This window comes from Sphaerisporangium sp. NPDC049457 (assembly GCF_055586705.1).
Genome location: NZ_JBVJHR010000001.1, coordinates 744,878 through 765,076 on the forward strand (window position 1 = coordinate 744,878; position 20,199 = coordinate 765,076).

Consider the following 20,199-nt stretch of genomic DNA (forward strand, 5'->3'; position numbering starts at 1 on the left):
CTTCTCACCGCGGAGGAGAAGGCCGGCACCTTGCGGAATCCGTGCGAACGCGTAAGGGATGGGCGGACGTGTCTGAGCTTATCGGCGTCGAAGAGTGTGAGAACCTCACCGTAAAACAAGTCCAAGACCTGTACAGACGGCATGTCAGCCGCAGTCAGGTCAACCTGATGACCTCCTTCGGCTTCGGCCGCGAGCTCGTCGAGCGCGCCGAGGGCGCCTGGATCTGGACGCGCGACGGGCGCAAGATCCTCGACGTTACCGGAGGGGTCGGCGTGCTCAACCACGGCCACAACCACCCCCGGATCCTGGCGGCGCGCCGGCGGTACGCCGACCTGCGGCGCATGGAGGTGCACAAGGCGTTCTTCTCCCCGTACGTCGCCGCGCTGAGCCACAACGTGGCCGCGCTGCTGCCGGGCGACCTGAACATCTCCTACTTCCCGAACTCGGGCGCGGAGGCCAACGAGGGCGCCATCAAGATGGCGTACAAGTACCACGGCGGGCGGCGCAACACCATCCTGCGGTCCGACATCAGCTTCCACGGCAAGACCCTTGGCGCGGGAAGCCTGACCGGGTCGGCCGAGAACTCCTTCCGCTTCCCCGGGCTGCCGGGCATCGTCGTCTACCCCTATGGCGACATCGCGGCCGTACGGGAGGCGATCGACGCGGCGCGCGGCCCCGACGGCACGTGCGACATCTACGCGATCATGGCGGAGCCGTTCAGCGCGTCGAGCATGCGCTGCTGGTCGGAGCCGGATCTGTACGAGCTGCGCCGGCTCTGCGACGCCAACGACATCATGCTCATCTTCGACGAGGTGTACACCGGGTGGGGCAAGACCGGCAGCCTGTTCTACTTCATGCGCTACCCGGACCTGGCGCCCGACATCCTGGTGTACTCCAAGTCGCTGGGCGGTGGCAAGGCGTCGATCGCCGGGTACACCGCGCGCGAGCCCGTCTTCCGCAAGGCCTATGACCGGCTCTCCGACGTCATCCTGCACAGCACGACGTACTACGGGTTCGGCGAGGAGACCGTCACCGCGATCGAGGCGATCAACGTGGTCGTCGAGGACGACTACCCCGCCCGGGCGCGGCAGATCGAGCGCCTCCTGCGGCCCGGCCTGGAGAACATCCAGAAGCGCTACCCCGACGTGGTCGGCCGCGTCTCCGGCACGGGGTCGCTGTGGGGGGTGTTCCTGACGGGCGGCCCCAAGGTGCTCGACCTGGCCGGCAAGCTGGCGCCGGGGTTCTCCGGCGATCCGCAGTTCCGCACCAAGCTGATCACCCTGTCGGTGATCGCGGAGCTGTACCGCGAGCACGGGATCGTCTCCTACTACAGCCCGAACGCCGACAACCCGCTCGTCGTCGCGCCGACCCTCGCCATCGAACCCGCCGACGTCGAGTACTTCCTGGACGCCCTCGACAAGACACTGGCCAAGGGGCTGCCGCGCCTGCTCGGCCGGTTCGTGCGGGAGAAGGTGGGGTCGCGATGGTCTACCGGGTCGTAGTCACCGGCAGCGCCGGGATGCTCGGCGGCAACCTGGCGCGCCGGCTCGTGCTCGAAGGCCACGACGTGACCGGCGTGGACGTGCGCGCGCTGCCCGTCCCGCTCGAAGGAGCGCGGCACCGGCTCGGCGACGTGCGCGACCTGTCGCTGATGACCGAGGTGATGTCCGGGGCGGACGCGGTCGTGCACTGCGCCGGCGCGCTGCCCAGCTACCCGGCCGAGCAGATCCACGACCTGATCGTCAACGGCACCCACACCGTGCTGGAGGCCGGGCGCCGGGCCGGCGTGGCGCGGCTGGTCCACATCTCCTCCACGGCCGTGTACGGGCTGCCGAAGCTGGTGCCCACGCCCGAGGACCATCCGCGCGAGCCGGTCGACCCCTACACCAGGGCCAAGACCGAAGCGGAGGAACTGGCGGACAAGTACCGCGCCGGCGGGATGTGCGTGCCGATCCTGCGCCCGAAGACCTTCCTCGGCCCGGGACGGATGGGCCTGTTCGCGATGCTCTTCGAGTGGGCCGAGGAGGGCCGCAACTTCCCGATCCTCGGGCGCGGCGACGTGCGCATCCAGATGTTCGCCATCGAGGACCTGGTGGACGCCGTGGTCGGCGTGCTCGACGCCCCGGACGCGGTCGCGAACGACACCTACAACCTTGCGGCGGCCGAGTTCGGCACGCTGCGCGAGGACTTCCAGGCGGTGCTCGACGCGGCCGGCCACGGCAAGCGCGTCGTCTCGCTGCCCGCCCGCCCCGCCCTGGCGGGACTGCGGCTGCTGGAGCGCAGCCGGCTGTCGCCGGTGTACGGGCGGCTGGTGTACAAGCTGCTCGCCGACTCCTACGTCAGCATCGACAAGGCACGCGAACGGCTCGGCTTCCGTCCCCGGCTGTCCAACCGGGACGCGATCCTGCGCACGTACGCGTGGTGGCGGGAACAACGCGCGACCGGCGCACCGCGCGGCGCGGGCCAGACGAGCCGCGACGCGTGGCGGCAGGGCGCACTGTCCCTGGCGAAAGTCTTCTTCTGAGCTGACCGGGGTAGATCATGCACGTCGTCGAATCGGCAGACGTCCCAGAAAGCCCGCAGCGACCTGAGCCGGCACCGGGCCGGGCGGTGGAGGCCCGCCCCCGCCGCTTGGCGGACCTCGCCGGTCTCATACGCCCTTCGCACGCGGCCAAGGCGATCCTCCTGGTGCCACTGGCGCTCATCGGCGCCTCCCCGTGGACCCTCGCCGAGGTGACCGGGATCATGGAGGCCACGGTGGCGTTCATCCTGGCCTCCGCGGCGGTCTACATCGGCAACGACATCGCCGACCGCCACCGCGACCGCCTGCATCCCGTCAAGCGCCATCGCCCCGTCGCCGCCGGCCGCGTGGGGATCCCGACGGCGTGTCTGTACTGCGCCGTCCTGCTGGCGCTGCTCTTCGTCATCGTCGTCCAGGCGCCGGCGTCGTACCTGCCGCTGCTGGTGTACCTTCCGATCAACGTCGCCTACAGCCGCTTCCTCAAGCACATCCCGCTGGTCGACGTGGGCACGGTGGCGGTCGGCTTCGTCCTGCGCGTCCTGCAGGGGTATGAGGTCACCGGAGGGCGGGTGCCCGCCTGGCTGCTGGTAACGGTGTTCTCGATGTCCCTGCTGCTGCTCATCGGCAAGCGGCGCATGGAACTGCTGGAGACCGGGGCCGTGCACCGGCCGGCCCTTCGCGGCTACTCGATGGAGCTGACCAACTGGCTGCTCCAGATCGCCTCCGTGCTCGCCCTGGTCTCCGGCCTGATGTATCTGCGCGATGAAGGCCCGTTCGGTCCGGAGCACGGACAGACGGCGATGCTGCTGTCCCTCCCATTCGCGCTCTTCGCCCTCTTCCGCTACCTGCAGATCCAGCTGGTGGACGGAGACGGCGGCGACCCGGTCCGCGTCCTGCTGCGCGACCGCGTCATGGTCGCGAACTCGATGTTGTGGGCCGCCACCTTGGGCGTGACGCTCCTGTTCGTCCGCTACCCGTCCCTGGCGGCCGCCGTCCCGTTCTGACAGCGACACTGGAAGGAAGGCAATGGACCTGCGCTTATTGGGACCGGTCGAGGTGACCGCCGAGGACCGCCGCGTGCCGCTGGGGCCGCCCCAGCGGCGCGCGGTGCTGGCCGCCCTGGCGGTCGACGCCAACCACCCTGTTTCGCTGGGGACGCTGATCGAGCGCGTCTGGGATCTTCCGCCCGACCGGGCGATCGACTCGCTGTACGCCCACATCGCCCGCCTGAGGCGGGCGCTCGCGGCGACGCCGGTGTCCATCGAGCGCCGTGGCGGCGGGTACGTGCTGGAGGCCGACCCCGAACGGGTGGACGCCCACAGGTTCGCCCGGCTGGTGAGACGGGCGCAGGCCCACGCCGGCGACGACCTCGTCCAGGCCGCGCTGCTGGGCGAGGCCATGGAGCTGTGGCGCGGGTCGCCGCTGACCGGCATCCCGGGGGACTGGGCCGCCCGCATGCGCTACAGCATGGAGCAGCAGTTCGTCGGCGCGCTGACCGCCTGGGCGCAGGCGCACCTGCGGATGGGACGCGCCGACATGGTGGTCGCCGAGCTCACGCCCCTGGTGCCCCGCCATCCGCTCGCCGAGCCGCTCGCGAGCATGCTGATGCGCGGCCTGTGCGCCCTGGGACGTACCGCGGAGGCGGTGGCCCTGTACGCGCGCCTGCGCGGGTACCTCGCCGACCATCTGGGGATCGAGCCGGGGCCGGAGCTGCGCGCGCTGCACCAGAGCATCCTGTGCGGCGACCACGAGCCGCTGACGCGGACCACCGGGCGGTCCGGGACGCGCGAGCTCCTCCTCGCCCAGGTCACCGGCTGATCGGCTCCATCACGCGCCCGCCCCGGCCGGGGAGTCCGGCCGGGGCGGGCGCGCGCGTGAGCGCCGTCAGGTCGCCGCCTCCCCGGCCGGGGAGGGCAGCATGTGCAGGTCGGTGTCGTAGAGCCGGCGGAACCTGGCCGAGCACAGCCACCGCACGACCCCGGCCGCCACCCCGGAGGCGATCGCCAGGTTCACCAGGAAGTGCACGGCGCCGTAGTAGAGCAGGAACAGCGTGCCGCGTCTGCGCAGCACGAACCGGTACATGCCGAGGTCGGCCACGATGGACACGGCCAGGGCGAGGGCCGGCAGGGCGGCGCCGGCCGGGCCGAGCAGCACCGCCACCGGCACCGCGGCCACCGCCGCCAGCGCGGCGAGGCTGCCGCCGGCCCGGCTGGAGGTCTCGAACCCGCGGGCGAAGCGGCGCCGCTGGGCGTACAGCGGCACCCGGGCGCGCCCGCGCTTGTACAGCTTGCGCAGCAGCTTCGGCAGCCTGTCGTCGTGGTCGTGCCGGGAGCGCACCGCGCTGGTGAGCACCATGTCGTACCGCTGGGTGAGGCGGTGACCGTAGTCGACCTCCTCGGTCTCGCGCAGCTGGGTGTTGAACGGCCCGATCTCGTCGTACACCTTGCGGGGCATGGCGACCAGCGCCGGGAACAGGAACGAGATCGAGCCCTCGGAGCTGGCCGTCCAGTAGTAGTACTGCAGCGCGCGGTACTCCTCGACCAGGCTGTCGCGGATCAGCGGCTCCGGGTCGTGGATGCTGCACACCGCGCCGAGCCCCGGGTCGGCGGCGAGCATGCCCACCGCCACCTCGACGGAGTCGGGGTAGGCGGCCACGTCGGAGTCGACGAACACCAGGATCTCGCCGCGGCTGTGGGCGACGCCGAGGTTGCGCGCGCCCGCCACCCCCATGTTGCGCTCGGTGCGGACCACCCGGACGCCGAGCCGCTCGGCGACCGCGACCGAGTCGTCGGTGCTGCCGTCGTCCACCACCAGCAGCTCGATCGGCCGGTAGGTCTGTTCCAGCATGGCGCGCAGGCAGAGCTCCAGCGAGGTGGCGTAGTTGTAGTTCGGCACGATCACCGAGACCAGGGGAGAGGGATCGGTCATCGCTCACACCCCCACGGGCGCGGACGGCCCGGTCACGTCGTAGGTGTGCCGGAACCGGCTGGACACCGCGCACTGGGCGGCGCCGGCGAACACCGCCACCCCGACGGTGACGTTCACCAGGAAGTGCACCGCGGCGAAGTAGACGGCGAACGGCAGGCCGGCGTAGCGGCGCACGAAGCGGTACATGCCGAGGTCCGACGCGATCGAGCCGAGCAGCAGCCCGATCGGCGCGAGCAGCCAGACCGGCCCGAGCACCACGGGCAGCGGAACGGCGGCCACGGCGAACAGGGCGGCGAGCGCCCCCCACCCGCGGCTGCTGTTGGCCGGGCCGCCGTTGAAGTCCGGGCGGCGCAGGTACAGCGGGATGTGCAGGCGCGCCCGGTGGAAGAACTTCGACAGCACCACGCGCAGCCGGTCGTCGTGGTCGTGCCTGCCCCGGATCCGGTTGTCGAGCACGATCCGGTACCCGAGCTGCGTGACCCGGTGGCCGTACTCGGCGTTCTCGCTGTGCCGCAGCGCCGGGTTGAGCGGCCCCACCTCGTGGAAGACCTCCGCCCGCATGGCGAACAGCGCGGAGTAGATCGTGGTGATGTCGCCCTCGTCGCCGGAGATCCAGTAGTGCAGCTGAAGGCTGCGGTACCGCTCCACCATGCTGTCGGGGATCAGCGGCTCGGGGTCGTAGGTGCCGCACACCACGCCGAGCGTGGGGTCGGAGGTGAGCAGGTCCACCGCGTGCTCGACCACGTCCTCGGCCAGCGCCAGGTCCGAGTCGAGGAAGAACAGCACCTCCCCGCGCGCGTGCCGCACGCCGACGTTGCGCGCCGCGGGCGCGCCGATGTTGGTGTCGGTGACCAGGACCCGCACCCCGTGCCGGTGGGCTATCTCCACCGAGTCGTCGGTGCTGCGGTCATCGACCACGATCACCTCGATGTGGGGATAGCTCTGCCGTTCCAGCGCGCTCAGGCACAGATCCAGCGTGCGGGCGTAGTTGTAGTTGGGCACGATGACCGAGACCAGCGGCCGTCGCTCTTCCATGGTCGATTCCCCCTTGGGGTCCGCGGACGGCATGGCGCCCGTCACCTGGTCCGGCGCAGGAGCATGGGCGCGGCCCGGCCCCTGCCGCTCTGGGTGAAGTCCGAGGTGTTGTTCACCCTCGGGAACGGCTCGTGCGGCACCGGGACGTCGAGGAACTCGCAGAGCGGCTCCCATCCCTCGCTGACGTCGAAGACGAGCAGCCGCTCGGCCGGGATGGCCGCGACGACCCTCTCGGTGTGCGCCCGGAACAGCTCGATGGCGCGCGCGGGCTCGCGGTCGGCCGGCGTGGCGAAGGTTCGCGCGTCGAGGGTGGTGTCCACCATCCTGACGAACGCCGCGAGGTCGGTGCCGAGCAGCCTCGACAGCAGGACGGCCGCTCTGCCCGCCGGCGAGTCCATGCGCCGCCGCTGCATGAACAGCGTCTTGTTCATGCTGGCCACCCAGCGTTCCGGGTCGCGCACGGTCAGGATGACCTTTGCCTTCGGATAGTGCTCGGCGAGCTCGCGCCAGTGGGCGGAGGTCGGCCCGTCCACGCACGACTCGTAGCCGACGAGCAGCTCGTCCCAGTTCACCGGGCGTTCGCCGGCGGCCCTGAGCCAGGGCCTGATCTGCTCGGGATGATCGAACATGTCCACCATGTGGTGGCACGGGCCGAAGCCGAGCCGTTCCAGCGCCGTCTTGAGAGATAGCGTGCCCGTCCGGCCGAAACCGGTGCCGATGACATGCATGGTCGCCTAGTCCTGGGCGGCCAGCAGCTGGGCGGGCTTCTCCAGGCGCGAGAGCGCGAGGCGCTGCACGACGCCCAGCGCGCCGCCGAGGGCGCCGGTGAAGGTGACGGCGAGGTGCACGCCGGAGAAGTAGAGGCCGAACGGGACGCCCCGCTGCGCGAAGGCGAAGCGGTGGGTGCCGCCGTCCAGGGCGATGGCCGCGGCGACCAGGACGGGCGGGACGACCGCGCCGATGCGGCCGGCCGCCATGGGCAGGGCCAGGGACGGGACGGCGGCGAGCAGCAGGACGCCGCCGAGCGCGCGGGCCCTGGAGTCGCCGGGGGTCTCGCCCTTGCGCCAGTCCATCGCGCTGATCCGGGCGCGGCGGAACACCTTGCTCAGGATCGTCCGCACGGTGGCGTCGTGGTCCTTGCGACCCCGCACCGCGTCGGTGAGCTTGACGTCGTAGTGCTCCTTGACCCGGACGCGGTAGTCGGAGGAGACGGTCTCGCGCAGCCGCGGGTCGAACGGGCCTACCTCGGCGAACACCTTGGCGGGCACGGCCAGCACGGCCGCGTGCAGTTCCAGGGTCGGCCGGTGGGCCGGCATCCACCAGCGGTACATCTGCAGCGCGCGGTACTGCGCGGCGAGGCTCTGGGACACCAGCGACTCGGGCAGCAGGATGCCGCCCAGGGCGCCGATCGACGGATCGGCGGCGAGGATGTTCACCGCGTTCTCCACGGCGTCCGGCTCCAGGGCGATGTCGGCGTCGAGGAAGAGCAGCACCTCGCCGGTGGCGTGCTCGGCGCCGAGGTTCCGCGCGGGGGTGGGGCCGCTGTTGACCTTGGTGCGCACCACCTTGGCGCCCATCGAAGCGGCCACCTGCGCCGCGTCCTCGGTGCCGCAGTCGTCCACCACGATCGCCTCGATATTCGGATAAGTCTGGTTGTTCACCGCATCGAGGCACAGGCGTAACACGTCGGACCGGTTGTAGCTGGGAATGATGACCGAGACTAGCGGGCGCTCCCGACTCATGATGTGCTCCAGTGGCTAGAGGCCGTTGTTCGGACAGGTATGTGGGACCTCGCGTCCGATGCACGCTAGCCAGGCGGGCTTGTCCCATTCTTGTCGCGCGTTCCGCGCCGGCCGCGCGCCCTTTCGCAGGGCGGCCGTTGACAAGGAAGCGACAAGAAAGGCTCAGTACGTTCAACGCTGGCCTACTCACCGAGGGGTGCCGATGAGCGACCCGGACGTCGCGATCGAGGAGCAGATCACCGATGCGCCGTCCCAGCCCGACGTGGGCTGGACGACGCGCCTGAGAAGTTTCGTCCGCCCGCGGCGGCGCTGGTGCCTGGGCACCAAGCTGGTCGTGACCGCCTCGGTGGCGTGGTCGGCGTTCGTGGTCTGCCACCTGCTGGCGAGCGGCCGCGCGTCGCTGTGGGCGCCCGTCGACCTGATGCCGCCGCTGCTGTTCCTGGTGGTCCCGGCGCTGCTGATGGTCGTGGCGCCGCTGGCCCGCCCGGTCCGCTGGCGGATCATGTCGCTGCTGGTCGTCACGGGGGTGCTCGGCGCCGGGCTGAGCGGGGTCAACTACGCCACCCTTTGGTACACGCCGCCGCCCGCCCCGCCGGGAGCCATCACGGTGGCCGCCTGGAACACCGAGTTCTGGGACCAGGATTGGCGCACCGCCAAAGGCGACCGGTACTCGCCCGAGTTCTACGACTATCTCCACAAGCTGAACGCCGACGTCTATCTGCTGATGGAATATCTGTACGTCGACACCACGAAGGGCGACATGCTGTCCCAGCGCTGGACGGCCGACCTCGCGCTGCGCATCGACAAGATGGCGGAGCTGCGCCGCGAGTTCCCGGGCTACCACATCGCGGTGTCGGGGGAGCAGATCACGCTCTCGCGGTTCCCGATCGTCGGGCAGCGCGGCCTCGACCTGCGTCCATGGCTGCCGGCCGGCCAGAAGGAGATCCCCGAGGCGTTGCGGCAGTGGCCCGAGGGTTACACGGTCGAGACGCTGCGCACCGACATCGACGTGAACGGAAAGGTCGTCTCCTTCTACGACGCGCAGGTTCTCGCGCCCCCGCTCGAATGGCGGCTGTACAGCGCCGATTCCCGCGGAGCCAACGAGTACAAGATCCTCCGGCGGGAGGCGAGCTACCGGGCGATCCGCGCGGACATCGAGGCCAACCCGAACCCGGTGGTGCTCGGCGGCGACCTGAACACCTCTCCGGCGATGGGGATCCGCCGCCTGCTGCCGGACAGGCTGGTCGATCACACGCCGGCGCTCTCGTCGCTCTACCCGGCGACCTTCGAGGAGGGGTCCGCCGAGCTGTGGCGGATCGACTGGCTGTACACCACCCCGGACGTGACCGTGCACGGCTACGAACTGCCCGGCGCCGCGGGGCTGTCCGACCACCGGGCCCAGCGCGCGGTGTTGTCGGTGAGATGACCAACGAAGGGAACGGACATGCCTGACGGGATGGACTGGCGTGGTGATGTCGCGGTCATCGTGCCGAACTACAACAAGAAGAAGACCCTCCGGGCCTGTCTGGAGTCGGTGTACGCGCAGACGTACGCTCCGGCCGAGGTGATCGTCGTCGACGACGTCAGCACCGACGGCTCGCTCGAGATAGCGCGGGAGTTCCCCTGCACGATCATCGAGCCGCCGCGCAACCAGGGGCCGGCCGGAGCCCGTAACCTCGGGGTGGCGAGCAGTTCCGCCCCCCTGTTGTTCTTCGTGGACTCCGACACGGCGCTGGAGCCGGACGCCGTCGCCAACGCGGTCAAGCTGTACCGGGAGACGCCGGACGCCGGGATGGTCCAGGGCATCTACGCCGCCGAGCCGTTGTACGACGACGGCCCGGTGGAGCGCTACCGGGTCATCTGCGAGCACTACGAGCGCAGCCAGACCACGGCCACGTTCCTGTCGTGCACGCTGATCCCGCGTCACGTCTTCGAGGAGGCGGGGCGGCTGGACGAGCGGCTGCGCGACGGCGAGGACTTCGAGTTCGGCACGCGGGTCCCGGCCCGTTACCGGCTGGTGGTGACCACGTCCGTGGTCACCAAGGCCGACGACGAGGACCGCTTCTGGGGGTGCCTGGTCGAGCGGTTCGTCCGGTCCACCACCCTCCCGGTGATCATGGTCAGGGCGCGGCGGCTGCGCGGGGAGGGCAAGACCGGCTTCCAGCTCAACATGATCGGGACGGGCCAGCACAAGCGTCGCAAACCGCCCGCGCTGTCCTCGGCGTCGGCGACGGCCACCTTCCTCACGCTGCCGCTCGCGCTCCTCAGCCCCTGGCTGCTGGTGGTGCCGGCGCTGACGCTCACGGCGTTCCTGCGGGCGAACGGCAGGTTCATCGGCTTCACCCGCCGATACCGGGGCGCCGGCTTCGCGCTGTGGGTGAGCTGGATGCAGCTGTGCTTCCACACGGCGTTCTTCCTCGGCGCCTGCGTCGGGCTGCTGCGCGTCGCCTACGAGCTGAGCCGCCGGCGGGGAGAGCCGGTCAGAACCGGCCTGTCCCCGGCGCCGTCGGCCGGTGCGCGCGAGTGAGGGGCATCAGGCCTCCCCGGCTGCCGCGTGCGGTGAAACGGACGCTGATCGCGGCGTTCGTGCTGGTCGCCGTGGCCGCGATCGTGGTCACGCTGTCCCGGCTCGACTGGAACGTGGTCGCGGTCCTGTTCGCCCGGCGCGACGCGGGGGAGATGAGCCTGCTGCTGACCGGCGCGTTGCTGGCCAGCACGGCGGGGCTGTCGTTCGGGTTCCTGGCCTGGCGCGCGGTGCTGCTGGAGATCGGCCCGCCGGTGAGCGAGCCACGGGTGGTCCGGATCTTCTTCGTGGGCTTCCTGTCCAAGTACGTGCCGGGCAGAGTGCCCGGCATGCTCGCCATGATGAAGGTGTCCACGGCCAACGGCGTCACCTTCGGGCGGCTGCTGAGCGCGTCGGCGCTCGTCATGAGCCTGGTGCTGCTCAGCGGCTTCACGGTGGGGCTGCTCGCGGGCGTGCAGATGCTGGGCGCGGGGGCGGCGTGGCTGGGGGGCGCCGCCGTGCTGATCGTCGTCGTCCTGGTGCGGCCGCAGCTGATCAACCAGGGCGCGGCGCTGCTGCTGCGGCTGCTGCGCCGGCCCGGGGCGGCCAAGTCCGCCTCGGGCCGCGGGATACGGCTGGCGGTCGCCTGGCAGAGCCTGTCATGGGCGGTCACCGGACTGCACCTGTGGCCGCTGGCCATCGCCATGGGCGCGCCGCCGGCGCGGTCACTGGCGCTGTGCGTCGGCGCGTTCACCCTCGCCACGTCGCTCGGCATCGCGGCCGTCTTCATCCCCGACGGCATCGGCGTCCGCGAGGCGGTGCTGACGGCCGCGCTGACGCTGGTGCTGCCCGCCCCGGCGGCCGCGGTGGTGGCGGTGGCCAGCCGCCTGGTCTCCACGGTCAGCGAGATCGCGCTCGGCGCGGTCGCCCTGGCCGTCGCCGAGTACCTGATCCGCCGCCGGCCGGACGCCCGGAAAGACCAGAAAGACCAGAAGGACCAGGAAGACCGGCAAGAGCAGCAAGACCGGCAAGCCCAGAAGGGCGAGGAAGCCGAGAAAGATCGGGAAGCCCCGTCCCGTCAGGCCGGCCCCGCGCCTACCGATGTCGACCGGCGGACGTCCCGTAGCCCTTCCGTCCCGTAGGCCTTCCGCGGCGCCGTTCACGACCGGGGCCGGCGCCAGGGAAAGCCTGGTCGCCGCCCTGCGGCCGGTGGCGGCGAAGACGTCCGGGAAATGAGAAACCCCAGGCCGGAGGCCTGGGGTTGGAGTGGTGGGCGATACTGGGATTGAACCAGTGGCCTCTACCGTGTCAAGGTAGCGCTCTCCCACTGAGCTAATCGCCCTCGATGAGGAAACCAGAGCGGACGACGGGATTCGAACCCGCGACCCTCACCTTGGCAAGGTGATGCTCTACCAGCTGAGCCACGTCCGCATGCTCACTCGGGCGGTGACGCCTTCGTGATGCCTGTACAACTTTACCGGATCCCGGCGGTGCGAGATCCCGTCGAGGTGGAGACGGGATTTGAACCCGTGTACGCGGCTTTGCAGGCCGCTGCCTCGCCTCTCGGCCACTCCACCAGGATCTTTCCGAGCGGACGACGGGATTCGAACCCGCGACCCTCACCTTGGCAAGGTGATGCTCTACCAGCTGAGCCACGTCCGCGTGACCACGGAGGAAACCGCTCTCCGGGTACGCAGATGACTCTAGCGCGTCCCCGGGGCCCTCGTGCACACTCCACGCGGAACAGGGGAGGGTGCGGGGTGGCGGATCCTGGCCGGCACCAGGCGTTCGACGCGGCGAGATGAGGCTGGATCGAAGGGCTCAAGTGCGTGTCGTTGCCCGAAATCGGGCAAGATTCTTGGCGTGCCGCCGATTTCCTGCGTAAAGTCCTGCCCTGTGTCAACGGCAGTGCAGCATTCCCATGAAGATCTGATCGCACATCTCATCCGCACCACCTCGCTCGGTCCAGGAGAGGCCGCCCGGGTGGTGGCGGAGGTCGTCGCGTACTTCTCCGAGTCCGTCGAAGAGTACGTGCGGCGCCGCCACGGCGAGATGAAGGCGCGCGGGCTCACCAACGAGCAGATCTTCCCCCGCATCGCCGCCGAGCTCTCCTCCCGACCTGTCGTGGCTCCCGAGTTGTCGCTGCGCCAACTGCGCCGCATCGTTTACGGCTAGCGCCAAGGAGATTTATATGTGTGGAATCGTGGCATACGTCGGACCGAAGGACGCGGCGCCGATCTTGCTGGAGGGCCTCCAGCGCCTGGAGTACCGCGGCTACGACTCGGCCGGTCTCGTGGTCGGCAACAAGGGCCTCAAGATGCGCAAGGTCAAGGGCAGGGTCGCCGACCTGGCGGCGGCCGTCCCCGCGCGGTTCAAGGGCGGCCTCGGCATCGGGCACACCCGCTGGGCCACCCACGGCGTGCCCAACGACGTCAACGCCCACCCCCACCTGGACACGGCGCAGCGCGTCGCGGTCGTGCACAACGGCATCATCGAGAACGCCGGGGAACTGCGCGCCAAGCTGGAGGCCGACGGCGCGGTCTTCGTCTCCGAGACCGACACCGAGGTCCTCGCCCACCTCATCGCCCGCACCGTCGAGGACGCCGACACCCTGGAGGAGGCGGTCCGCAAGGCGCTCAAGAGCATCGTCGGCACCTACGGTATCGCCGTGCTGGACGCCCAGCGCGCCGGCGAGATCGTGGTCGCCCGCAACGGCAGCCCGATCGTGCTCGGCATCGGCGAGAAGGAGATGTTCGCCGCCTCCGACGTGGCCGCCCTGATCCGCTACACGCGGCAGGTCGTGCACCTGGAGGACGGCGAGCTGGCCGTGCTCAAGGCCGACGGATTCCGCACCTTCACCATGGACGCCCGCGCCACCTCCAAGGAGCCGCTGACCGTCGACTGGGACGCCGGCCACTACGACACCGGCGGCTACGAGCACTACCTGCTCAAGGAGATCTCCGACCAGCCCGAGTCGGTGGCCCGCACGCTGAGCGGCCGGCTGGACGGCCGGTTCAACATCGCCCACCTGGGCGGGCTGAACCTCGACGCCCGCGAGACCCGCGCGTTCCGCCGCGTGAAGATCATCGGTTGCGGCTCGGCGTACTACGCCGGGCAGATCGGCGCCCAGCTCATCGAAGAGCTGGCCCGCATCCCCGCCGACGCCGAACCGGCCTCGGAGTTCCGCTACCGCAGCCCCGTGGTCGAGCACGACACGCTGTACGTCGCGGTCAGCCAGTCGGGGGAGACCTACGACACCCTGGCCGCCGTGCAGGAGCTCAAGCGCAAGGGCGGCCGGGTGCTCGGCGTGGTCAACGCGGTCGGCAGCGCCATCGCCCGCGAGGTGGACGGCGGCGTCTACCTGCACGCCGGGCCCGAGGTGTCCGTCGCCTCCACCAAGGCCTTCACCTCCACCGCCGTGGCGTTCGCGCTGATCGCCCTGCACTTCGGCCGGGTGCACGACCTGTCGCCCGCCGACGGGCGGCGCATCGTCGAGGGCCTGAAGCGGCTGCCCGACCAGATCGCCGAGATCGTCAAGCAGAACGAGGCCATCGAGGCGCTGGCCCGCAAGTACGCCCCCCACCCGAGCATGATGTTCGTCGGCCGGGTGCGCGGCTACCCGGTGGCCCGCGAGGGCGCCCAGAAGCTCAAGGAGGTCTCGTACGTGCACGCCGAGGCCTACCCGGCGAGCGAGCTCAAGCACGGTCCGCTTGCCCTCATCGGCCCCGACATGCCGACCGTCGCGATCGTCCCCGACGACGAGCTGCTCGACAAGAACCTCACCACGCTGGGCGAGATCCGCGCCCGGGGCGGCAAGGTGCTGATGGTCGGCCACCGCGTGCCGGACGTCAAGCTGGCCGAGGACGTCATCGTGGTGCCCAAGAACGAGATCGAGCTGGACCCCATCCTGCTCGGCATCCCCCTGCAGCTGTTCGCCTACCACGCCGCCGTGGCCCTCGAACGCGACGTGGACAAGCCGCGCAACCTCGCCAAGAGCGTCACGGTCGAGTAGCCCGCCGTCCCCGCGCGGCGTCCGTCCAGTGCGGGCGCCGCGTGCGGCATTTCGGACATCTAGGCATGAGTCGTAGAGTTTCCGAGTGAGCAATATGGAGCGGGATCCGCACGAGACCGTGTGCGGAGGCCAGGACGGCGCCGCCGAGGGTCCGGTGCGCGAGCTGCTGATCGGCCGGGACGTGGTCCTCGGCGGCACGCGCGGCATGAAGGTGACCAGGACCCTCCCCGGCCGCGACCGCCGGATGGTCGGCGCCTGGTGCTTCCTGGACGACTACGGCCCCGAGCCGGCGACCATGAGCGTCGGCCCCCACCCGCACACCGGCCTGCAGACGGTGACCTGGCTCATCGAGGGCCAGGTGCTCCACCGCGACAGCCTCGGCAGCGAGCAGCTCATCAGCCCCGGCCAGCTGAACATCATGACGGCCGGCCGCGCGATCTCGCACGCCGAGGAGTCCGTGGTCCCGGGCACCATGATCCACGGCGTGCAGCTGTGGGTGGCCCTGCCGGAGGCGTCCCGCGCCACAGACCCGGCCTTCGAGCACCACGCGGCCCTGCCGGTGCTCACCTCGTCCGGCGTGACGGTGACCGTCATCGCCGGCGAGCTCGCCGGCCTCGCCTCGCCGGCCGGCGTCCACAGCCCTCTGGTCGGCGCCGAGCTGGCGTTCGGCGAGCAGGCGAGCATCACCTTGCCGCTGCGCCCCGACTTCGAGTACGCGGTGCTGGCCCTGTCCGGCGACCTCGACGCCGACGGCGTGCATCTCGCTCCCGGGCCGCTGCTGTACCTCGGCAGCGGCCGCTCGGAGCTCGTCCTCACCTCCCGCGGGGCGGCCCGCGCGCTGCTGCTCGGCGGCGAGCCGTTCGAGGAGGAGATCGTCATGTGGTGGAACTTCGTCGGCCGCGGCCACGAGGAGATCGAGCGCTTCCGCAAGGAATGGGAGGAGGGCACCGCGTTCGGAACCGTCGCCGGCACCGCCCTCCCGCGCATCCCCGCGCCGATCATGCCCGGCACCCGGCTGAAGCCCCGGGGCCGCCGCAGGTGAGAGCCGGTCCCTGACGGACACGCCGGGCGTGTCCTTGTTGTGCGGGATTGTTTACCTGCCGGGAACGCGGGCATGAAACTCGCCACTGTAAGCGCTTCCATCAACCCCCTACGCTCGTCCCGTCGAGTGGAAGCGCTTACATCGCAGGAGGTCGGATGGACGGGCCAGACGCCCCGGTGCCGGGCGGCGTGACGATCTACGAGGTCGCGCAGCGCGCGGGGGTGTCGATCGCCACGGTCTCGCGGGCGCTGCGGGGGACCGGCCCGGTGGCGGACGCCACCCGCGAGAGGGTCCTGCGCGCGGTCGAAGAGCTGCGTTTCACGCCGAGCCGCGCCGGAGTGAGCCTCGCGGAGGGCCGGCACGCCGCCAACGGCATCGTCTTCCCCAACCTCTCGGGGCCGTACTTCGCCGAGGTGCTCATCGGCTACGAGGAGGTCGCCTCCGAACTCGGCCGGTCGGTCGTCATCCTGTCCGCCAAGGGGCGCGGCTCGGTCCGCGACCTGGTGCGCGAGCTGGCCGGACGGGTCGACGGCCTGGCCGTGTTCGGCAGCACCGTGCCCGGCGACGTCGTCGACGAGCTGCTCGCCTCGGGCCTGCCGCTGGTGCTCATCTCGCACGCCCGCCGGCCGGGCGCGGTGACCCTGCGCAGCGAGAACGCCGCCCCCGCGCGGGAGCTGGCCGCGCACCTGCTCGGCCACGGCCACCGCCGCTTCGCCTTCCTCGGCGCGCCGTACACGACGGGCGACGACGTGGACGAGCGCTGGCAGGGCGTGCGCGACGTCCTCGGCGAGGCGGTCGAGCCGGTGGCGACGGCCGAGTACACCGTCGATGCCGGGTACGAGGCCGCGCTGCGGCTGCTGGACGGCGGGCGGCGGCCCGAGGCGGTTATCTGCTCCGACGACGAGGTGGCCCTCGGGGTGATCCTGGCCGCCGAGAAGCTGGGGCTGTCCGTGCCGCACGACGTCGCCGTGACGGGATGGGACGACATCATGGCCGCCCGCCACGCCCGGCCCGCGCTGACCACCGTGCGGCAGCCGATGCGCGAGCTCGGAGCCCAGGCCGCCCGCGCGCTGGACCGGCTGATCGCCGGCGTGGAAGCCGAACCGGGCCACCGCACCCTCGACACCGAGCTGATCATCCGCGGCAGCTGCGGGCCGCACCCCCAGGGAGGTCACTGAGTTGACGGCGTACACGACCACGGCACATGGCACGAAATTCCACAAGACAGCAGCACACGGTACGAATTCCCGCAAGACGGCGGCACGCGGGACGGCGTCCCGCCACCGGAGCGGCGGCGCCGGAACCCCGCGCGGCAGGCGGGCCCTTACCGGGCTGCTGGCCGCCACCCTGCTCGTCCTGCCCGCCTGCGGACGCGGCACCGGCGGCGCGGCCGAGAAGCCCAAGGACGTCAACACCGCGGCCAAGGTGACCGGCTCGCTCGCGGTGTGGGCCATGGGTTCGGAGGGCGAGGCGCTCGCCGCGTTCGCCAAGCGGTTCGAGCAGGCCAACCCCGGGGTCACGGTGACGGTCACGCCCATCGGCTGGGACGTGGCCCACGACAAGATCACCGCCTCGATCGCCGCCCGCGCCACCCCCGACGTCAGCATGATCGGCTCGACCTGGATGGGCGAGCTCGCCAAGACCGGCGCGGTGGACCCCACCCCGTCCAACCTGATCGACGAGGCGGCGTTCTTCCCCAGCGCCTGGGACACCGTGGAGGTGAACGGCACGGCGTGGGGCGTGCCGTGGTACGTGGAGACCCGCGTGCTGTACTACCGCAAGGACCTCGCGGCCAAGGCGGGCCTCACCCCGCCCGCCACGTGGGAGGAGACCAAGGCCTTCGCCAAGGGCCTGCGCGAGGCCGGCGCGACACAGGGCATGAACCTCAACTACACCGTGGGCTCCTGGCAGGAGATCCTCCCGCTGGTCTGGCAGCAGGGCGGCTCCATCATCGGGTCCGACGGCAAGTGGACCTTCGACACCCCCGAGATGGTCAGGGCCCTGGAGCGGCAGCGGTCCTACTTCACGGAGGGCCTGGCCTCCAGCAAGGTCGACCCGGCGTCGTTCCCCGCGAGCTTCTTCAAGGGCAAGGTCGGCGCGTACTTCTCCGGCCCGTGGATGATCGCCGCCATGGAGAAGGACGGCGGCCCCGGCTTCGCAGGGAAGTTCGACGTCGCCCCCTACCCCAAGGGCGGCGCGGGCGGCACCAGCTTCATCGGCGGCAGCGACCTGGTGGTCTTCAAGGAGTCCGGGAACAGGGACGCCGCCTGGCGGTTCGTCCAGTGGCTCAGCGAGCCGGCCACCCAGGCGGCCTGGTTCGAGACGGTCAAGGACCTGCCCGCCGTCCAGGCCGCGTGGCAGCGCCCCGAGCTGACCGCCGACAAGCGCGTCGCCGTGTTCGGCGAGCAGCTCAAGGACGCCAAGACGCCCCCGCCGTTCCCGACCTGGGACCAGATCTCCAAGGTGATCGACCAGCAGGTGGAGAAGGTCGTCCTCGGCCGGTCGGCCCCGAAGGACGCGGCCAAGGCGGTCCAGGCGCAGGCCGACGCGGTCGGCACCGGCCTGTGATGGCCGCCCTCGCCTCCGGCCTGGCGGCCGGCGACCGGCGCGACCGCCGCGAGCGGCGCGGCGCGGACCCGGGCCTCGGCGCGCCCGCCCGCCCGCGCGCCGGCCGTGGCCGTGGGGCGGCGGCGTCCGGCCCGCCGGGGAAGACCGCCCGGGCGTGGCTGTTCTCCTCGCCGTTCCTCGCGGTGTTCGCCCTGATGTACGCGCTGCCGCTGCTCGCGGGGCTGGTCATGGGCTTCACCGACATGCGCAGCACCGACGTGCGCGACCCGTTCGCGGTGAACTTCGTGGGCCTGCGCAACTTCGAGCGCCTGTTCCAGGACGAGACCATGCGCAGGGCGGCGGCCAACACGCTGTTCTTCGTGGTCACCACCACGCCGCTGACCATCGCGATGGGCCTGGGCGCGGCCGTTCTGCTGAACTCGGGCATCACCCGGCTGCGCACCTTCTTCCGGCTCGGCTACTACCTGCCCTACGTCACCAGCATCATCGGCGTCGCCGTGGCCTGGCGGCTGCTGCTGGACCCCCAGGCCGGCCTGGTCAACAACCTGCTCGGCGCCGTGGGCGTGGACGGCCCCGCCTGGCTGCTCGACGAGCGCACGGCGCTGCCCGCTCTGGTCGTCATGACGGCGTGGCGCAACTTCGGCTTCGACATGGTGGTCTTCCTGGCCGCGCTGCAGGGCGTGCCGAAGGAGCTGTACGAGGCGGCCGACGTGGACGGCGCCGGCGCGTGGGCGAGGTTCCGGCGCATCACGGTGCCGATGCTGCGCCCCGCCCTGCTGTTCTGCGGGGTCTACAGCGCCGCCGGGTTCATGCAGTTCCTGGAGGAGCCGCTGGTGATGACCAGGGGAGGGCCGCTCAACTCGACGATGTCGGCCTCGCTCGCCATCTTCGACCAGTTCGGCTTCGGCGACTACGGCTACGGCGCGGCGGCGGCGACCGTGCTGTTCACCGTCATCGCCGCGTTCTCGTTCGCCCAGTTCCGATGGCTGCGGCCCGGGAGGTGAGGAGCGTGACCGTGAAGCGAGCACGCGTCGCGGCGCTGTACGCCGCGCTCACGATCGGGCTGGCCGCCGTCGCCGGCCCGTTCCTGTGGACCCTGCTCGGCTCGTTCAAGTCCGACACCGAGCTGCGGCGGGACCCGCCCACCTTCCTGCCCGTCCAGTGGATCGGCGACAACTACGCCGCGCTGTTCGAGCGGATGGACGTCGTCAGGGTGACCGCCAACAGCGTCATCGTCGCGGCCGTCGTCGTCACCGCCAACCTGCTGTTCTGCTCGATGGTCGCCTACGCGCTCACCAAACTGCGCTTCTCCGGCGGGCGCGTCGTCTTCGGCCTGGTGCTGCTGCAGATGATGGTGCCGGGCATCGTGCTGCTCATCCCGCAGTTCGTGACGGTCGCGAGCCTGAACCTGGCCGACACCTACGCGGGCATCGTGCTCCCCGGGCTGGTCACACCGCTCGGGGTCTTCATGATGCGGCAGTTCATGGGCGAGATCCCCGACGAGCTCGTGCACGCCGCCCGCGTCGACGGCGCGGGGGAGTTCCGCATCTTCTTCCGCGTCGTGATGCCGCTGTGCAGGCCGGTGCTCGCCACGCTCGGCCTGATCACCTTCATGACCTCCTGGAACGGCTTCATCTGGCCGGCGGTGGTCGCCCAGCGAAAGGAGATGTACACCCTGCCCGTCGCGCTGGCCGGCCTGTCGGGCCGCGAGACCGTGCACTACGGGCTGCTGCTGGCCGGGGTCGTCGTCGTCATCGCCCCCGTCCTGCTGCTCTTCGTCTTCCTCCAGCGCTACTTCGTCCAGGGCGTGGCCACGGCCGGGCTCAGATGACCCCCCGCCCGATCAGT

18 protein-coding genes and 4 tRNA genes are annotated in these 20,199 nt (G+C 71.0%); 14 read left to right on the forward strand and 8 right to left on the reverse strand.

Going from position 1 to position 20,199, the window contains the following annotated elements; genetic code table 11:
- Positions 1–68 precede the first annotated feature (68 nt).
- The 4 genes from ACZ6QO_RS03070 to ACZ6QO_RS03085 all read left to right on the forward strand — a co-directional run bounded on the left by ACZ6QO_RS03070 (position 69) and on the right by ACZ6QO_RS03085 (position 4,339).
- The gene (locus tag ACZ6QO_RS03070; protein ID WP_465847090.1) at positions 69–1,502 is read left to right on the forward strand and encodes an aspartate aminotransferase family protein; all 1,434 of its coding nucleotides are present in this window, start codon (positions 69–71) and stop codon (positions 1,500–1,502) included.
- Positions 1,484–2,524 carry an NAD-dependent epimerase/dehydratase family protein gene (locus tag ACZ6QO_RS03075; RefSeq protein WP_465847092.1) on the forward strand — a complete coding sequence of 347 codons (1,041 nt, stop codon included), beginning with the start codon at positions 1,484–1,486 and terminating at the stop codon, positions 2,522–2,524. The genes ACZ6QO_RS03070 and ACZ6QO_RS03075 overlap by 19 nt, the downstream gene beginning before the upstream one ends.
- Positions 2,525–2,688: 164 nt before the next feature.
- Entirely contained in the window at positions 2,689–3,525 is an 837-nt protein-coding gene (locus tag ACZ6QO_RS03080) for a UbiA prenyltransferase family protein (protein WP_465847094.1), read from the forward strand.
- Positions 3,526–3,547: 22 nt separating this feature from the next.
- Positions 3,548–4,339 carry an AfsR/SARP family transcriptional regulator gene (locus ACZ6QO_RS03085; protein WP_465847096.1) on the forward strand — a complete coding sequence of 264 codons (792 nt, stop codon included), beginning with the start codon at positions 3,548–3,550 and terminating at the stop codon, positions 4,337–4,339.
- A 66-nt stretch (positions 4,340–4,405) separates the two neighbouring features.
- Here the strand turns inward: ACZ6QO_RS03085 and ACZ6QO_RS03090 are convergent, their stop codons facing one another.
- From ACZ6QO_RS03090 to ACZ6QO_RS03105, 4 genes are read right to left on the reverse strand one after another with little or no spacing between them, the layout of a single operon-like run.
- A complete protein-coding gene (locus tag ACZ6QO_RS03090; RefSeq protein WP_465847098.1) occupies positions 4,406–5,449 on the reverse strand; it encodes a glycosyltransferase in 1,044 nt (347 codons plus the stop codon).
- Positions 5,450–5,452: 3 nt separating this feature from the next.
- Positions 5,453–6,484 (reverse strand): glycosyltransferase family 2 protein, encoded by a 1,032-nt coding sequence (locus tag ACZ6QO_RS03095; protein ID WP_465847100.1) that lies wholly within the window; start codon positions 6,482–6,484, stop codon positions 5,453–5,455.
- A gap of 41 nt (positions 6,485–6,525) precedes the next feature.
- Entirely contained in the window at positions 6,526–7,212 is a 687-nt protein-coding gene (locus ACZ6QO_RS03100) for a sulfotransferase family protein (protein ID WP_465847102.1), read from the reverse strand.
- A 6-nt stretch (positions 7,213–7,218) separates the two neighbouring features.
- Positions 7,219–8,226: a glycosyltransferase family 2 protein gene (locus tag ACZ6QO_RS03105; RefSeq protein WP_465847104.1), complete on the reverse strand. Its 1,008-nt coding sequence runs from the start codon at positions 8,224–8,226 to the stop codon at positions 7,219–7,221.
- Positions 8,227–8,428: 202 nt separating this feature from the next.
- On the opposite strand from ACZ6QO_RS03105, the gene ACZ6QO_RS03110 reads away from it, so the two are divergent.
- From ACZ6QO_RS03110 to ACZ6QO_RS03120, 3 genes are read left to right on the forward strand one after another with little or no spacing between them, the layout of a single operon-like run.
- Entirely contained in the window at positions 8,429–9,652 is a 1,224-nt protein-coding gene (locus ACZ6QO_RS03110) for an endonuclease/exonuclease/phosphatase family protein (RefSeq protein ID WP_465847105.1), read from the forward strand.
- An 18-nt stretch (positions 9,653–9,670) separates the two neighbouring features.
- Positions 9,671–10,753, forward strand: a complete 1,083-nt coding sequence (locus ACZ6QO_RS03115) for a glycosyltransferase (protein WP_465847107.1) — start codon at positions 9,671–9,673, stop codon at positions 10,751–10,753.
- A 32-nt stretch (positions 10,754–10,785) separates the two neighbouring features.
- Positions 10,786–11,871 carry a lysylphosphatidylglycerol synthase transmembrane domain-containing protein gene (locus ACZ6QO_RS03120; protein ID WP_465847109.1) on the forward strand — a complete coding sequence of 362 codons (1,086 nt, stop codon included), beginning with the start codon at positions 10,786–10,788 and terminating at the stop codon, positions 11,869–11,871.
- A gap of 125 nt (positions 11,872–11,996) precedes the next feature.
- Here the strand turns inward: ACZ6QO_RS03120 and ACZ6QO_RS03125 are convergent.
- The 4 genes from ACZ6QO_RS03125 to ACZ6QO_RS03140 form a co-directional block, all read right to left on the reverse strand.
- Positions 11,997–12,071, reverse strand: a tRNA-Val gene (locus ACZ6QO_RS03125).
- 16 nt (positions 12,072–12,087) lie between these two features.
- A tRNA-Gly gene (locus tag ACZ6QO_RS03130) sits at positions 12,088–12,160 on the reverse strand.
- Positions 12,161–12,235: 75 nt separating this feature from the next.
- Positions 12,236–12,306: transfer RNA gene (locus tag ACZ6QO_RS03135), tRNA-Cys, on the reverse strand.
- Between the two features lie 12 nt (positions 12,307–12,318).
- Positions 12,319–12,391 (reverse strand) — tRNA-Gly (locus ACZ6QO_RS03140).
- Between the two features lie 234 nt (positions 12,392–12,625).
- Here ACZ6QO_RS03140 and ACZ6QO_RS03145 point away from each other — a divergent pair.
- The 7 genes from ACZ6QO_RS03145 to ACZ6QO_RS03175 all read left to right on the forward strand — a co-directional run bounded on the left by ACZ6QO_RS03145 (position 12,626) and on the right by ACZ6QO_RS03175 (position 20,182).
- Positions 12,626–12,904, forward strand: a complete 279-nt coding sequence (locus ACZ6QO_RS03145; protein WP_465847111.1) for a hypothetical protein — start codon at positions 12,626–12,628, stop codon at positions 12,902–12,904.
- A gap of 28 nt (positions 12,905–12,932) precedes the next feature.
- Complete coding sequence (gene glmS / locus ACZ6QO_RS03150; protein ID WP_465847113.1) at positions 12,933–14,741, forward strand: glutamine--fructose-6-phosphate transaminase (isomerizing); 1,809 nt, start codon at positions 12,933–12,935, stop codon at positions 14,739–14,741.
- Between the two features lie 94 nt (positions 14,742–14,835).
- Positions 14,836–15,783, forward strand: coding sequence for a pirin family protein (locus tag ACZ6QO_RS03155; RefSeq protein WP_465847237.1), 948 nt, complete (start codon positions 14,836–14,838; stop codon positions 15,781–15,783).
- A 155-nt stretch (positions 15,784–15,938) separates the two neighbouring features.
- A complete protein-coding gene (locus ACZ6QO_RS03160; protein ID WP_465847115.1) occupies positions 15,939–16,961 on the forward strand; it encodes a LacI family DNA-binding transcriptional regulator in 1,023 nt (340 codons plus the stop codon).
- 1 nt (position 16,962) lies between these two features.
- The gene (locus ACZ6QO_RS03165; protein WP_465847117.1) at positions 16,963–18,351 is read left to right on the forward strand and encodes an extracellular solute-binding protein; all 1,389 of its coding nucleotides are present in this window, start codon (positions 16,963–16,965) and stop codon (positions 18,349–18,351) included.
- Positions 18,351–19,355 carry a carbohydrate ABC transporter permease gene (locus tag ACZ6QO_RS03170; RefSeq protein WP_465847119.1) on the forward strand — a complete coding sequence of 335 codons (1,005 nt, stop codon included), beginning with the start codon at positions 18,351–18,353 and terminating at the stop codon, positions 19,353–19,355. Before ACZ6QO_RS03165 ends, ACZ6QO_RS03170 begins: the two co-directional genes overlap by 1 nt.
- A gap of 11 nt (positions 19,356–19,366) precedes the next feature.
- On the forward strand, positions 19,367–20,182 hold the full coding sequence (locus ACZ6QO_RS03175) for a carbohydrate ABC transporter permease (protein WP_465847121.1): 816 nt from the start codon (positions 19,367–19,369) through the stop codon (positions 20,180–20,182).
- Positions 20,183–20,199 lie beyond the last annotated feature (17 nt).